Annotated in this window: 9 protein-coding genes; all 9 read right to left on the bottom strand. The window is 69.4% G+C overall.

Features of this window, described 5'->3' with window-relative positions:
• Positions 1 to 124 precede the first annotated feature (124 nt).
• Complete coding sequence (gene cobA / locus ASD38_RS13680; protein WP_056460640.1) at positions 125 to 895, bottom strand: uroporphyrinogen-III C-methyltransferase; 771 nt, start codon at positions 893 to 895, stop codon at positions 125 to 127.
• Positions 888 to 3,593: a nitrate reductase gene (locus tag ASD38_RS13685; protein WP_056460643.1), complete on the bottom strand. Its 2,706-nt coding sequence runs from the start codon at positions 3,591 to 3,593 to the stop codon at positions 888 to 890. Before ASD38_RS13685 ends, cobA begins: the two co-directional genes overlap by 8 nt.
• Positions 3,586 to 3,957, bottom strand: a complete 372-nt coding sequence (gene nirD, locus ASD38_RS13690; RefSeq protein WP_056444320.1) for a nitrite reductase small subunit NirD — start codon at positions 3,955 to 3,957, stop codon at positions 3,586 to 3,588. Before nirD ends, ASD38_RS13685 begins: the two co-directional genes overlap by 8 nt.
• Positions 3,954 to 6,410, bottom strand: coding sequence for a nitrite reductase large subunit NirB (gene nirB, locus ASD38_RS13695; RefSeq protein ID WP_442857032.1), 2,457 nt, complete (start codon positions 6,408 to 6,410; stop codon positions 3,954 to 3,956). The genes nirD and nirB overlap by 4 nt, the downstream gene beginning before the upstream one ends.
• A gap of 39 nt (positions 6,411 to 6,449) precedes the next feature.
• The gene (locus ASD38_RS13700; RefSeq protein WP_056444326.1) at positions 6,450 to 7,673 is read right to left on the bottom strand and encodes a nitrate/nitrite transporter; all 1,224 of its coding nucleotides are present in this window, start codon (positions 7,671 to 7,673) and stop codon (positions 6,450 to 6,452) included.
• A 445-nt stretch (positions 7,674 to 8,118) separates the two neighbouring features.
• The gene (locus tag ASD38_RS13705) at positions 8,119 to 9,243 is read right to left on the bottom strand and encodes a CmpA/NrtA family ABC transporter substrate-binding protein (RefSeq protein WP_056460648.1); all 1,125 of its coding nucleotides are present in this window, start codon (positions 9,241 to 9,243) and stop codon (positions 8,119 to 8,121) included.
• Positions 9,240 to 9,818 (bottom strand): ANTAR domain-containing response regulator, encoded by a 579-nt coding sequence (locus ASD38_RS13710; RefSeq protein ID WP_056444397.1) that lies wholly within the window; start codon positions 9,816 to 9,818, stop codon positions 9,240 to 9,242. Before ASD38_RS13710 ends, ASD38_RS13705 begins: the two co-directional genes overlap by 4 nt.
• A gap of 139 nt (positions 9,819 to 9,957) precedes the next feature.
• Positions 9,958 to 11,043, bottom strand: a complete 1,086-nt coding sequence (locus ASD38_RS13715; RefSeq protein ID WP_056460651.1) for an alginate lyase family protein — start codon at positions 11,041 to 11,043, stop codon at positions 9,958 to 9,960.
• Positions 11,044 to 11,111: 68 nt separating this feature from the next.
• The gene (locus ASD38_RS13720; RefSeq protein ID WP_056460654.1) at positions 11,112 to 14,222 is read right to left on the bottom strand and encodes a TonB-dependent receptor; all 3,111 of its coding nucleotides are present in this window, start codon (positions 14,220 to 14,222) and stop codon (positions 11,112 to 11,114) included.
• Positions 14,223 to 14,550: the final 328 nt, after the last annotated feature.

A 14,550-nucleotide genomic window follows, 5' to 3' on the forward strand; every position in this document is an offset into this window, starting at 1 on the left:
CGAGTCGGTTTTCCGTTCGGCATGCCCCATGGGCGGGCCGTTCGGGGTAGTTCGTCAAGACCACTCCAAGGCTGTCATCCCGGACAAGCGCGCGGCGCGTCGATCCGGGAGCGACGTGCTGGGGTTAGGCGCTTCGAACCGCCAACGCCGCCTCGTCCGCCACGGCCGCCCAAGCCTGGGCCGCCACCTCGCCGACGACGATCACCACCGGGCCGCCCTGGCTGTTCAGCCGGTCGCCCAGGGTCTCCAGCGTGCCGTGATAGATCCGGGCGTTCGCGCCGCCCTGTTCGACCGCCACGGCCGGGGTGTCGGGGGCGCGACCGGCGGCGATCATCCGCTCGCACAGGGCCTGGGCCACCTCGCCGCCCATATAGACCGCCAGGGTCGCCTCGGGATCGCCGGCCGCGCTCCAGTCGCCGCTCAGCGTGCCCGCCTCCAGCCGCGCCGTGGTGAACACCACCCGCCGCGCCTCGCCGCGATGGGTCAGGGGAAAGCCGAACTGGGCGGCGGCGGCGCAGGCGGCGGTGACGCCGGGAACCACCTCGACCGAGACGCCGTGCTCGCGCAGGAAGGCCGACTCCTCGCCCACCCGGCCGAACACCGAAGGATCGCCGCCCTTCAGCCGCACGACCCGCAAGCCCTTGCGCGCCAGGCGCAGCATCAGACGGTTGATCTCGTCCTGGTGCATGCTGGGCTTGCCCGCCCGCTTGCCGGTCTGGATGCGCACGCAGCCGGCCGGGGCCAGGGCGATCGCCTCCTCGCTGATCAGGGCGTCGTAGAGCAGCGCCTGGGCGCTCTCGACGGCGCGCACCGCCCGCAGGGTCATCAGGTCGACCGGGCCGGGACCGGCGCCGACGAGCAGGACTTGAGCGCTTTGCTTGGGGGCGTCAGGCATGAGCAGGCTCCTTGCTGGAGACGGAGGCGGCCGCGGCGATCATCCGGGCGATTTCGGGACGGCAGGACCCGCAGTTGGTCCCGGCCCCGGTGGCGGCGCCGACCGCGTCGGGACTGACGGCCCCGGCGGCGATGGCGGCCTGCACGGCCTTGGCGCCGACCTTCAGGCAGGCGCAGACCAGCGGCCCCTTGTCGACCGGCGGGCCGGGCGGGCGGCCGAACAGCAGGGCCGAGCGGGCCTCCTGGCTCAGGACCGGTTCGGCGAACAGCTCGGCCAGCCAGTCGCGCGCCGGCAGGCGGCCGGTCAGGGTCACGTACAGCACGGCCACCAGCCGGCCATCGGCGAGCCAGGCGTCGCGACGCGCGCCGGTGGCCGCGTCCTCATAGGTCACGAGTTCGCCAACCGGCTCCTTTGGCAGGCCCTTGGACAGGGCCTTGCGCAAGGTGGCGCGCTCGACCTCGTCGCCCCGGCCGGCGAACTCGTGTTGCTGGCAAGCGTCTTGGGGAATACGCCGCCAGACGAGGTCCAGCCCCGTGGGGGGCGCGAGGCTGGACCGCGTGAGAAAGAAGCCCTTCCAGGTCTCGCGATAGGCGCGGATCCGGGCGGGTGTGTGCTTGAATTCCGGCTGGCCGGAGGTGGGATCGAGGTTCGGCGCGATCAGCGGGTTGGACCGGCCCGACGGCGCGAAGGCGTCGGTCCAGTGCATCGGCATGAACACGCTTCCCGGCCGCTGGCGGTCGGTGACCTTGGCCAGGGCCACGGCCTCGCCGCGCGCGGTGATCACCCGGGTCAGACCGCCGTCCTTGACGCCCAGGGCCTCGGCGTCGACGGGGTGGACCTCGACGAACGGCTCGGGCGCGTGGCGGCAGAGGTCGGGGGCCAGGCCCGTGCGGGTCATGGTGTGCCACTGGTCGCGGATGCGGCCGGTGTTCAGCGACATCGGATAGGCCGCGTCGACGGCGTCGGCCGGGCCCTTGGGCCGGGTCGGGACCATGCGGGCGCGGCCGTCGGGAGTCTGGAAGCGGCCGTTTCCGAACAGCCGCGGCGTCCCCCGTCCGTCCGCCGCCACCGGCCACTGGACTGGCAGGAGCCCGGCGTAAGCCTCGGGCGTCAAAGCCGAAAGGCCCGACAAGTTCAGGAGGCGGTCGGTGTTCTCGTAGGCCGTCAGACGGGCCCATTCGCGGAACACGCTGGCCTGCGAGGCCCAGCCGAAGCCGTCGAAGCCCATGGCCTTGGCGACGTCGGCGACGATCCGCCAGTCCGCGCGGGTCTGGCCGGGCGCCGGAAACAGGGCCCGCTGGCGCGAGATCCGGCGCTCGGAATTGGTGACCGTGCCGTCCTTCTCGCCCCAGGCCAGGGCCGGCAGCTTGACGTCGGCGAAGGCCGTGGTGTCGGTCTCGACGCAGTCGGACACCACCACGAACGGGCAGCGCTCCAGGGCCTCGCGCACCCGGCCGGCGTCGGGCAGGCTGACGGCCGGGTTGGTGGCCATCACCCACACCGCCTTGATCTTGCCGGCGTGGATGGCCTCGAACATGTCGACGGCCTTCAAGCCCGGCGCGCGGGCGGTGTCGGGCGCGCCCCAGAAGCGGGCCACGCGGTCGCGCTCGTGCGGGGCGAAGTCCATGTGGCCGGCCAGGGTGTTGGCCATGCCGCCGGTCTCGCGTCCGCCCATGGCGTTGGGCTGGCCGGTGATCGAGAACGGACAAGCGCCCGGCTTGCCGATCCGTCCGGTGGCCAGGTGGGCGTTGAGGATCGACAGACCCTTGGCGGTGCCCTGGGCCGACTGGTTGGCGCCCATCGAGAACAGGCTGACGGTGCGCTCGTGGGCGGCGAACAGGTCGTAGAAGGTCAGCAGGTCCTCGACAGGCACGCCGCAGTCGGCGGCCACGGTGGCGGGCGACTGGTCGAGCTCGGCCAGGGCGGCCTCGACATCCGCGAAGCCGTTCACGTGGGCGGCGATGTAGTCGCGGTCGATCGCCTCGACGCGGATCAGGTGGGCCAGCAGGCCGTTCCACAGCCGCACGTCGCTCTGCGGGGCGATGGCCAGGTGCAGGTCGGCGCCCTCGGCCGTGTCGGTGCGGCGCGGGTCGATGACCACGTGCTTCTGGCCCCGCGCCCTGGCCGCCTCCATGCGGCGGAACAGCACCGGATGGGTCCAGGCGGCGTTGTGGCCGCTGAACACCACCAGGTCCGCCAGGTCCAGGTCCTCGTAGCAGCCCGGCACCAGGTCGGCGCCGAACGCCTGCTTGTGGGCCGCCACGGCCGAGGCCATGCAGAGGCGGCTGTTGGTGTCGATGTTGCCCGAGCCGATGAAGCCCTTCATCAGCTTGTTGGCGACGTAGTAGTCCTCGGTCAGCAGCTGGCCCGAGACATAGAAGGCCACGCTGTCGGGGCCGTGCTTGGCGATGGTGTCCTTGAAGCGCTTGGCGACCAGGGCGGTGGCGTCGCTCCAGGACGCGGGCTTGCCGCCGATGGTCGGCTCCAAGAGCCGGCCTTGCAGTCCCACCGTCGCCCCCAGCGCCGTGCCCTTGGAGCACAAGCGGCCCAGGTTGGCGGGGTGGGCCGTGTCGCCGGCCACCGACAGGGCGCGCCGCCCCTCCGACGAAATCTGGCCGACCGCGCCCGACACGCCGCAACCCACCCCGCAATAGGGGCAGGTCGTCTTGACGAGCGGGGCGGTCGAGCCGTCAGCCATGGACGTCAAGGCCCACTGGCAGGCTCAGCAGCAGGCGGCCGTCGCGGACCTCCAGCGGCACGACCGGCGTGCAGCCCTTGCCCTTGTCGGCACCCATCGGCTCGCCGGAGGCCAGGTCGATCGACCAGTTGTGCAACGGACAGGCCACCGCGCGGCCGTGGACGATGCCCTGGCTGAGCGGCCCGCCCTTGTGCGGACAGGCGTCCATCAGGGCGAACACCTCGCCGTCGCCGGTGCGGAAGATGGCGATGTCGCCGCGCGGGCTGGGCACCCGGCGCGCGCCGCGGCGGGGGATGTCGGTCACGGCGCCGACATCGACCCAGACAGGGACCTTCCAATCCTTGGAGAGAGTGGGCGCGTTCATGCGGGGACGAACTCCATCCGGCGGCTCATGGGCGTGAATTCCTCGGTGTGGCGGCCGGCCACCCGCTCGGCCCACGGGTCGATGCGGGCGAAGCGCTGCGAGAACACGAAGCGGTCGTAGAGGGCTTTGCGCTGGACCGGATCGGTGACCTTCGCCTGGATGGTTTCCAGGCCCACCCGCGCCATCCACTTGTAGACCCGCTCCAGGTACCAGCCTTCCTCGCGGTACAGCTGCATGGCCGCGGCGATCACCCAGACGGCCTCGTCCTCGGAGGCGACGTGGGTCAGCACCTTCGTGCCCTGGATGTGCAGGCCGGCGGCGCCGCCGATGTGGATCTCGTAGCCGCTGTCGACGCAGACCACGCCGAAGTCCTTGCAGGTGGCCTCGGCGCAGTTGCGCGGGCAGCCCGACACCGCCAGCTTGACCTTGGCCGGCGCCCACGAGCCCCAGAGGAACTTCTCCAGGCGGATGCCCAGGCCCGTGGAGTCCTGGGTGCCGAACCGGCACCAGTCGCTGCCGACGCAGGTCTTCACCGTGCGCAGGCCCTTGGCGTAGGCGTGGCCGCTGACCATGCCGGCCGCGTTCAGGTCGGCCCAGACGGCCGGCAGGTCGTCCTTCTTGACGCCCAGCAGGTCGATGCGCTGGCCGCCGGTGACCTTGACCGCCGGGATCGCGAACTTGTCGGCCACGTCGGCGATGGCCCGCAGTTCGTCGGGGGTGGTCATGCCGCCCCACATGCGCGGGACGACGCTGTAGGTGCCATCCTTCTGGATGTTGGCGTGGACCCGTTCGTTGATGTAGCGCGACTGCTTGTCGTCGCGATATTCGGACGGCCAGGCGCACAGCAGGTAGTAGTTCAGGGCCGGGCGGCACGACGAGCAGCCGTCGGGCGTGGTCCATTCCATGGCCTGCATGACGGCGGGCATCGACTTCAGGTCGTACTCGAGGATGGCCGTGCGGACGTCCGAATGCGGGCGATGCGTGCATTTGCACATCGGCTTGGGGCCGGTCTGCTCCTTGAAGCCGTCGCCCAGGGTCAGCTTCAGCACCTGCTCGACCAGCGGCGTGCACGAGCCGCACGAGGCCGAGGCCTTGGTCACCGCCTTGACGTCGTCCAGGGTCGTCAGGCCCTGGGTGGTGATGGCCGAGACGATCGAACCCTTGCAGACGCCGTTGCAGCCGCAGATTTCCTGCGTGTCGGGCATGGCCGCAACGGCGGCGTTAGGGTCCAGGCCGGCCAGCCCTTCCGTGATGGCCTGGCCGAAGATCAGGGTCTCGCGAATGTCGGTGACGCAGGTCCCGGCCCGCATCAGGTCGAAGTACCAGTTGCCGTCGGCCGCGTCGCCGAACAGCACCGCGCCGGCCACCTTGCCGTCCTCGATGACCACGCGCTTGTAGACCCCGCGTCCGGCGTCGCGGAACACGATGTCCTCGCAGCCTTCGCCGCCCGAGAACTTGCCGGCCGAGAACACGTCGACGCCCGAGACCTTCAGGCGGGTCGACAGGACCGAGCCCTCGTAGGCGCCCTCCCCGTCGGTCATGGATTCGGCCAGCGAGCGGCACATGTCCCAGATGGGCGCGACCAGGCCGTAGCAATTGCCCCGGTGTTCAGCGCATTCGCCGACCGCGAACACCGCCGGATCGGAGGTGCGCATGGCGTCGTCGACGATCACGCCGCGATTGACCGCCAGGCCGGCGTTCCGGGCCAGGGCGGCATTGGGCTTGATGCCCACGGCCATGACCAGCAGGTCGCACGGCAGAACGCGGCCGTCCTTCAGTTTCAGGCCGGTGACCCGGCCGTTCTCGCCGACGATCTCCTCGGAATGGGCGCCCATCACCGTCTCGACGCCACGTTCGGCCAGGGCCTCGCGCAGCAGGAAGCCGGCGCTCTCGTCCAGCTGCCGCTCCATCAGCACGTCCATCAGGTGGACGACCGTGGCGGCCATGCCGCGCCGGGCCAGGCCGTAGGCGGCCTCCAGGCCCAGCAGGCCGCCGCCGATCACCACGGCGCGGGCCCCGGGCTTGCCCGAGGCGGCGACCATGGCCTCGACGTCGTCCAGGTCGCGGAAGGTGACCACGCCCTTCAGGTCGATGCCCGGCAGCGGCAGACGGAACGGATCCGAGCCCGTGGCCAGGATCAGCTTGTCGTAGGCGACCTCCAGCCCGCCCTCGGCCACCACCTTGCGGCCTTCCAGGTCGACCGCCGTGACGGCCCGCCCGGCGTGCAGGGTGACGGCGTTGTCGGCGTACCAGGCCTCGTCGTTGATCACGATGTCGGCGAAGGACTTCTCCCCCGCCAGCACCGGCGACAGCATGATGCGGTTGTAGTTCACCCGCGGCTCGGTCCCGAAGATCGCGATCTCGTAGCGGTCCGGATCGCGCTTGAGGACTTCCTCGACCGCCCGGCAGCCGGCCATGCCGTTGCCGATGACGACCAGCTTTTCCTTGATCATGGTTTTGCTCACTGGAGGAACAGGGTCAGACGCGGCCATTCAGACGCGGATCGGACGGGCGTCGGCGCCGTGCAGGGTCGGCCAGACCGCCCGCCAGCGGGCCTTCAGCCCGTGCAAGGCCACCAGGGCCAGCACCGCCAGGGCCGCGAAGCCGAGGAAGCCGATCTGGTAGGAGCCGGTCAGCTTCTTGGCCATGCCCAGGCTGGAGGCCAGGTAGAAGCCCCCGACGCCGCCGGTCATGCCGATCAGGCCGGTCATGACGCCGATCTCCTTGCGGAACCGCTGGGGGGCCAGCTGGAACACCGCGCCGTTGCCGGCGCCGAGGGCCAGCATCGAGAACATCAGCACCGCCAGGGCGATCCAGGCCGAGGGGAGCTGGAAGCTGGCGGTCGCCAGGCCGGCGGCGGCCAGGACGAAGACGAAGCTCAGGGTTCGCACCCCGCCGAAGCGGTCGGCCAGGGCCCCGCCCACCGGGCGGATGAACGATCCGGCGAACACGCAGGCCGCGGTGAAGAAGCCGGCGATCACCGGGCTCAGGCCGTATTCGGCGTTGAAATAGATGGTCAGGGAGGAGGCCAGGCCGACGAAGCCGCCGAAGGTGACCGCGTAGAGCAGCATCAGCCACCAGGCGTCCGGGACCTTCAGCACGTCCATATATTCGACCAGCGTCTTGGGCGCGGGCTGTTCAGGGGCGTCCTTGGCCAACAGCATGTAGACGACGAAGGCGATCGCCAGTGGGATGGCGGCCAGGCCGATCACGTTCTGCCAGCCGAAGGTCTTGGCCAGGATCGGGGCGAACAGGGCGGCCAGGGCGGTGCCGGAGTTGCCGGCCCCGGCGATGCCCAGGGCCAGGCCCTGATGCTCTTGCGGATACCAGCGCGAGGCCAGCGGCAGGGCGACGGCGAACGAGGCGCCGGCCACGCCCAGCACCAGGCCCAGGGCCAGCACCTGATGATAGTTGTGAATGCCCAGCGCCCAGGCCAGGACCAGGCCGGTCAGCACGATCAACTGGCTGATCATGCCGGTCTTCTTGGGACCGATGCGGTCGACCAGCACGCCGTTGACCAGCCGCAGCAAAGCGCCGGCCAGGACGGGGATGGCGACCATCAGGCCCTTCTGGGCGGGGTCGAGGTGGAAATCCTTGGCGATGGCCACGCCCAGCGGGCCCAGGATCACCCAGACCATGAAGCTGAGATCGAAGTACAGAAACGCGGCGAACAGGGTCGGCGTATGGCCGGCCTTCAGGAAATCACGCGAGATCATGATGCGCCTCGGTTGCGGTGTCTGCGAGAGCGAGGCGCGAGCGCCCCGAGCGGGTGACCGCATCCGAGCGGTCGTCTCTGGCAGCCACGAACGCCGTTGTCCGGAGGCCTGACGCTAGTGAAGGAGCGGAACGCGGAGCGAGTCACGCCTCATGCTGCGTTGCGGCGTAATCAGGGTCGCTTCGTGCAGTTGCTCAGCAGATAGGCAGCGGCGCTGCTCGATGCGTGAGCAGAACACGGGGGCGCCGATGGAGTCTGCCCCCAACGCCCGTCATCCTCGGACTTGTTCCGAGGACCCCTGCTTCAACCGCGAAGAAGGATGATCCGTGGGGCGGTGAGGTCGCGGCTTTGCTGGCCGCCGACAGCTCAGCTGAACGAAGGGTCCTCGGAACAAGTCCGAGGATGACGGGGGAAGGAAGGAGCGCGCGGAGGTCTTAGGGCCAGCCCTAGCGAACCCGTCTCACCGCGAAGGACGCCGCATAGGCCCGCGCGTTCGCCGGATCGAACGGCGCGCCGTCGAACAGGGCCGAGGCCAGGGGCGCCGCGTCGGCGAACACCTGGGCCAACTCCAGCACCGGCCCCAGCGACAGCGCCGCCTCGCGGAACAGGTCCGGACGATAGACGCGGTCGGCGACCGCCTCCAGATCGACCTCCGACCCCACCTGCCCCCAGCGCACCATCTGCGACAGGAACCACAGCGCGTGCTCGCGGCGCGGCAGGCCGGCGGCGTCGCGGTGGAAGACGATCTCGGACTTCAGGGCCCGGGCCACGACCTCGGCCTCGACGCCCACATGCTCCGGCCGCGACAGCAGGGCGACCAGCTCGGCGTGGTTGCCCGGTTCGTCGGCCCAGGCCGCGGCGCGGATCAGGGCGCGCAGGGCCGCCCGCAGCTCGTCGCCATGACGGTCGGCCCAGGCGGCGGTGACGCCGAACACCTTGCACGGACCGCCGGGCCAGAACTGGGAGGCCTTGATCAGCATCTCGCCCAGGCCCTCGTCGACGGCGACGGCGTTCCAGGGCGCGCCGACGCAGAAGCCGTCGATCTCGCCCGAGCGCAGGTGCTCGACCATGCGCGGCGGCGGGGTGACCACCAGCCGCACGTCGCGGTCGGGATCGATCCCCGCCTGGCCCAGCCAGTAGCGCAGGAAATAGTTGTGCATCGAATGAGGGAAGACGACGGCGAAGGTCAGAGGCGGCGCGCCCTGCCCTCGCCGGCGCTCGATGACGCCAGCCAGGGCCCGGGCCGTGATCAGCGGCGCGTCCATGGCCGCGGGATCGGCCTCGCGCATCATCGCCGCCAGCTTGGATGACACGGTGATCGCGCTGCCGTTCTGGTTCAGCGCCAACGGCGCCAGCATGGAGTCAGCCGCCAGGGCCATCGGCGCCAGCATATGGGCGCCGTCCAGCGCGCCCACCGTGACCTTGTCGCGAATCGTCGCCCACGACGCCTCGCGGCTCAGGGCGACCTCCAGCCCCTCCTCGGCGAAGAAGCCGCGCGCCTTGGCCACCACCAGCGGCGCGCAGTCGGTCAGCGGGATGAACCCCAGGGTCAGATCGGCCAGCCCGCTCACGAGGCGTCGCCTTTCAACACCCCGGCGAAGGCCAGCAGGTCGGCGGCGACCTGGCCGATCGGCTTGCCGCGATCCATGGCCAGCTTGCGCAGCAGGCGATAGGCCCCGTCCTCGTCCAACCCCCGCTCCTTCATCAGCAGCCCCTTGGCCCGTTCGACGGTCTTGCGCGATTCCAGATCGGCCTTGGCCTTGGCCAGGTCGCCCCGCAGCTGCTGGGTCAGGGCGAAGCGGCTCATGGCCACATCAAGGATTGACCGCACCCGCGCCGGCGCCAGGCCGTCGACGACATAGGCCGCGACCCCCGCCCGCACCGCCTGCTCGGCCAGGCCCGGTTCGGAGCGGTCCACGAACATCACCACGGCGCGCGGATTGTGCTGCCCGGCCTCGCGCAGGCTCTCCAGCGTGTCGCGGTCGGGGCTGTCGGCGGCGATCACAACCACGTCCGGCGCGAAGTCCGCGGCCTCGCGCTCGTCGAACGTCGCCGCGCGCCGCACCTCCAGCGGCTGCACGCCGGCGAGCCCCTCGGCCACGAGGGCGGCGCGCGCGGGATCCGGATCGATGACGAGGACGCGCATGCCCTCCGCCGTAAGTCCGTCTGGCTGCGGGGGGGAGCGGTGAAGGTCCATCGCGGGCGGAGTTACTCGATCAGCCTGGTATTTGCACACACTAGCCCGAAATAGCGGCGCCGAAAGGCCGCCCAAAAGCCTTCTGGTGTCAGCGCGCTTCCCGCAGTCGGATCCAGGCCGCCGGCTTCTTGCCCGTGCGGGCCGTCACGTCGTCGCGCACGGCCCGGTAGCGCGGGTCCAGCAACGTGGCGAGGCCATAGGTCCCCACCGCGTTCGACACGTCCCAGGGATGGGGCGCGTACTCCTTCTGGCCCGCGGCGGCGCGGTCGCGGTCGAACTGGATCTTGGAGTTGGCGAACTCAATGTGGGTCTTCTCGCCCTTGGCGTAGGGAACCAGCCAGTCGAGCGCGGCGGCCAGGCTGACGCCGTTGGCGGCCCGCCAGTCGAGCCAGTTCTCGCCGTGGGCCTGGGCGGCCAGGGCCGCCATCATCAGCGGATCCAGGTCGTAGGTCACATAGTGCAGCGCGTCGCGCTCGTGGAAGTCGAACACCGAGCCGTCCGGCCGGATGTTCGTGGCCACCTGGGCCCGATAGGCGGCTCTCGCCCGCGCGATCAGTCCGGCGTCTCCGGTCTGGAAGGCCGCCATGGTCGCCAGCTTGACGCGATGGCTCTGCCAGTTGGTGTCGAAGTTGCGCGGCTTGGCGTCCATCGCGTCCAGATAGCCGGCGGCCATGCCGCGCCACAGCTTGTCGACCTTGGCGCGGGTCGCCGCCGGCAAGTCGGTCTCGGTCAGGTCATAGGCCATCAGCAGGGTGTCGAAGCCGGTCTCGTCGATCGGGTTGAACGACGGCTCGTAGATGTCGGCCCAGGCCTCCAGATAGCGGCCGGCCTGGTCGAGATAGGCGCGGTCGCCGGTCAGCCGCCAGGCCAGGGCCAGGTTCAGCACGATCGGCTGATCCTCCTTGGCCTTCAGGCTGATCTCGCGGATGCCCTTGCCGGGCAGGGTGCCTTCGGTGTGCAGCTTGGGGATCGCGCCCGGCGGGCGCCCTAGGGCGGCCTTGGCCTTGGTGACGACCTCCTGGGCCGCCGGCGCCAGAGCCGCGCCCCCCTTTCCCAGGCCTTGGGCGTAGTCCGGGCCCAGCAGGGCGTAGTCGGCGGCCCAAGAGGTCGTCGCCAAGGCGGGCGAGGCCAGAAGGGCCACGGCGCAGGCCGCGCCGGTCAGCAGGGTCTTCATGTCACGCGTCTCTTCCGTACTGGAAAGAAAAAGGGGCCGGGCGATGAGCCCGGCCCCAGTCGGAAGGATCAGAACTTGGCGCGCATCGTCACCTGATAGGTGCGCCCGTCGTAGTCGATCCGGCGCGGCAGCATCGGATCGTTCTCGTACTCGGAGCGCGTCGCGTCGGTCAGGTTGAAGGCGTCGACCGAGATGCTGAGATCCTTGGTGACGTTGTACGAGGCCGAGGCGTCCAGCTGGCTGCGCGCCTTGACGGTGCGAGCGTCGCCGACGAACGAGTTGCCGGCGGCCAGGTCGTATTTGTCACGCCAGTTGTAGACCAGGCGCACGCCGAATTTGTCGGATTCGTAGTAGCCGATGACGTTGAGATTGTTCTCCGACACGCTGGGCAGGGTGATCGCCTTGCCGGCCTGATCCTTGCCGTCGATGGTGGTGTAGGAATAGTTGAACGCCCCGCCGAAGTCCTTCCAGAAGCCCGGCAGGAAGTCGAAGTTCTGCTGGATGTTGAACTCGACGCCCGTGACCTTCATGTCGTTCTGGTTGGTCTTGCCGCTGATGTTGACCTGAGCGTTCTTCAGCGTGCCGCCGGCGCCGGCGAACTGGTTGGAGCTCATGCACTTGGGCGTGCCGCCCGAGTTGTCGATGGTCAGCGTGCCCAGATTGACGTCGAGGCCGGGGATCTGGCCGCTCGCCGGGCACAGAACCGCCGGATCGGTGATCGGGCCGATATAGCCGCTGATGTTCTTGCGGTAGACGGCCAGCGAGATCAGGCCGCCGGGGCGGTTGTACCATTCCAGCGACATGTCGAACGAGTCCGACGTGTAGGGCTTCAGGTCGGTCGCGCCGATCGTCACCGTATAGACCGGGTCGACCGGCGGGGTCAGGTTGGTCGGCTCCTGGACGAAGCTGGTCGGCACGGTGTCGCGCGGCTGCGGGCGGACATAGGTCGAATAGGCCGCGAAGCGCAGGATCAGGTCTTCCCGCAGATCCGCCGCCAGCACGATCGACGGCAGCCAGTAGTCGTAGTGGCGGCTGTAGTCCCTCGTGTTCAGCGAGTGGTTGACCGGTCCCGGAGCCACCGACAGGGCCGCCGAGCAGTTCTGGCAGTTCAGCGCGGTGATGTCGTTCTGGGTGTACTCATACCGCACGCCCGCCGAGCCGCGAACCGGCACGCTGCCCACGTCGGCCTTGAACTTCGCCATCAGATAGGCGGAGTAGATGTGGTTCTCGTTGGTGAAGTTGTTGTTCCAGTAGTTGCCGTCCCAGTAGTTGTTCACCAGGCCGTAGGGCGTCAGGAACACGCCGGTGGCGGGATCGAAGGCGAACTGGGCCGGCAGGCCGGTCGGGTTGCCGGCCGTGCGAGGATTGGTGTTGACCGGGGTGATCGCCGCCAGGATGCGATCGACGTCCAGGCCCATCCAGTTGGACGTGGGACCGCCCGCCTGACCACCGAAGAAGTCCTGGGCGTAGGACAGCTGGGACGCCATGTCCGGCGTGATGTTCAGGGTCTGGGCGCCCAGCGAGGTGTTGCGCGAACCGCTCGAGGCGAAGGTCAGGTGCTCGGCCCGGCCGCCGAACTGCAGGCTGGTCAGGAAGGGGCTGTCGGCGAAGCTCCGCTCGGCGTCGATCTGGAACGAGTCCAGGTCGTTGTTGGCCTTGCCGTTGGTGCCGGTGACGCCGAACTTGTTGCCGGCGACGCCCGCCGCCGCGCCCGGCATCTGGGCGCCGGCCTGGGTGGCCTGGTTGGCGGCGGACGGAATGCCGAAGCCGCCGGCCAGCAGGTGGGTGGCCAGGGGCGTGTTCAGCACCGCCGTGTAGTCGGCCAGGTCCGTGCCGTGCAGGTCGATCGAGGTGGTGATGCCGTTCAGGCCGCCCGCGCCGAGGTTGCGGTACGGGTTCTCGATGATGTCCAATTCGATCTGGTTGGCCAGGGCCTTGGCGCGCGAGACGGTCAGGTTGGTGGTGACGCGCCAGTCGTCATTCCTGAACTCCAGGGTCGGATTGATGGCCCAGGTCGAGTTCTCGGCCGGCTCGGAACGAATCGAGTCGTAGGTGTTGATGTTCTCGGCCGAGAACTTGTTGATGTAGGCGCGCGGACCGTTCGGGGTCTGGACGATGTAGGGCGTGCCGATGTCGGTGATGTGGGCCACCGCCGAGGTCGCCGTCAGGCCGGTGTTGGTGCCTTGGCCGGCGCCCGCGTCGATATAGAGCAGGTTGTTGGTGCCCTCATCCAGTTTGCGGTCGGTCAGGAACGCGTTGGCGCCCAGCTTCCAGTTCTCATTGATCCGCCATTCGAAACCGGTCGCGGCGGACCAGGTGGTGCCGCGGTTGAACTTGACCAGCTGGCGCGTCTGGCTGGGGAAATAGACCCCGCCCGGATTGGCGGCGATCAGGGCGTCGTAGACCGGATTCTGGCCCGCGGCCTTCTGGTTGCCGACCTGGATCGCGCCGAGCTTGTTGCCCCAGGAATTGACCGTGATCGAGTCGCGACGGAACTTCTCGTCCTTCCAGGCCACGACGCCGAACACCGCGAAATCGTCGCTCAGGTGGGCGTTGTAGCCCATCGAGGCCAGCGGGCTGCCGAGGTCGCCCAGGTCGTTATACTCGTACGAGATCTTGGCGAAGCCGCCGTCCCTGCGCTGCAGGGCGGGCGCGATGCGCAGGTCGATGTTGCCCGACAGACCACCGGCCAGGTCCGACGCCATCGGCGACTTGATCACGTTGATCGACGTGAAGATGTCGGAGTTGAACGCGCCCAGCGGGGTCGAGCCGTTGAGGATCGGGTCGGCGAAGGCGCCGCCGTTCAGGGTGGTGCGCGCGAAGGTGCCGGGCAAGCCGCGCAGGCTGATGGTGGCGTTACGGCTGTCGGCCTCGCGGTTGATCTGGATGCCGGGAACGCGCTGGATCGCCTCGCCGACGTTGAGGTCGGGGAAGCGGCCCAGGCCGTCCGACGAGATGCCGTCCGAGATCTGCAGGGTGTCGCGCTTGGTGGCGATGGCGTTGGCGTAGGCGGCGCGGAAACCGGTTACCACCACGGTGTCGACGACGCTTTCGTCAGCCTTGGCTTGTTCCGGCGCGGGCGCGGCCTGCTGGGCCTGCGCGGCCGAACCGATCGCGACCGCCGCGCACGAGGCCAGCAGCGCGGTGCGCAGGACGAGAGTGTTGCGAACGAGATTCATAGGTCCTCCCCCGGCGCGTCTGATTGGGCGCCCTTACGAGCCGACTTATCCGACCAATCGAGAAATGTGTCAATGATTGGTAATGCCACTTTTTGAAGTGGCGGATCTTTCTGGTCAGGCCAAAACCCAGGGAGGCAAGACCAGACGGGTCACGGGCTTGTTGTAATTGAGATTCTCGGCCTGGCTGGCGAACAGGCCGAGACGAAAGCCGATGTCCACGGAAGGCATCCTAGCCGGACCGTCGATCCGAATCGCGCGACAGATCGCCACGATTCAGGCGCGAGATCGGCGGGTTTCGCCAAAGGCGCGCGGGCTTGGTAAGGCCGCC

The sequence above is a fragment of the Caulobacter sp. Root487D2Y genome, from assembly GCF_001427165.1.
Taxonomy (GTDB): Bacteria; Pseudomonadota; Alphaproteobacteria; order Caulobacterales; family Caulobacteraceae; genus Caulobacter.

What these genes read in the sequence shown, in the direction of transcription:
- cobA (WP_056460640.1), bottom strand. Translation starts at nt 895, where the DNA reads ATGCCTGACGCCCCCAAGCAAAGCGCTCAAGTCCTGCTCGTCGGCGCC.
- ASD38_RS13710 (WP_056444397.1), bottom strand. Translation starts at nt 9,818, where the DNA reads ATGCGCGTCCTCGTCATCGATCCGGATCCCGCGCGCGCCGCCCTCGTG.
- nirB (WP_442857032.1), bottom strand. Translation starts at nt 6,410, where the DNA reads ATGATCAAGGAAAAGCTGGTCGTCATCGGCAACGGCATGGCCGGCTGC.
- ASD38_RS13720 (WP_056460654.1), bottom strand. Translation starts at nt 14,222, where the DNA reads ATGAATCTCGTTCGCAACACTCTCGTCCTGCGCACCGCGCTGCTGGCC.
- ASD38_RS13715 (WP_056460651.1), bottom strand. Translation starts at nt 11,043, where the DNA reads ATGAAGACCCTGCTGACCGGCGCGGCCTGCGCCGTGGCCCTTCTGGCC.
- nirD (WP_056444320.1), bottom strand. Translation starts at nt 3,957, where the DNA reads ATGAACGCGCCCACTCTCTCCAAGGATTGGAAGGTCCCTGTCTGGGTC.
- ASD38_RS13700 (WP_056444326.1), bottom strand. Translation starts at nt 7,673, where the DNA reads ATGATCTCGCGTGATTTCCTGAAGGCCGGCCATACGCCGACCCTGTTC.
- ASD38_RS13685 (WP_056460643.1), bottom strand. Translation starts at nt 3,593, where the DNA reads ATGGCTGACGGCTCGACCGCCCCGCTCGTCAAGACGACCTGCCCCTAT.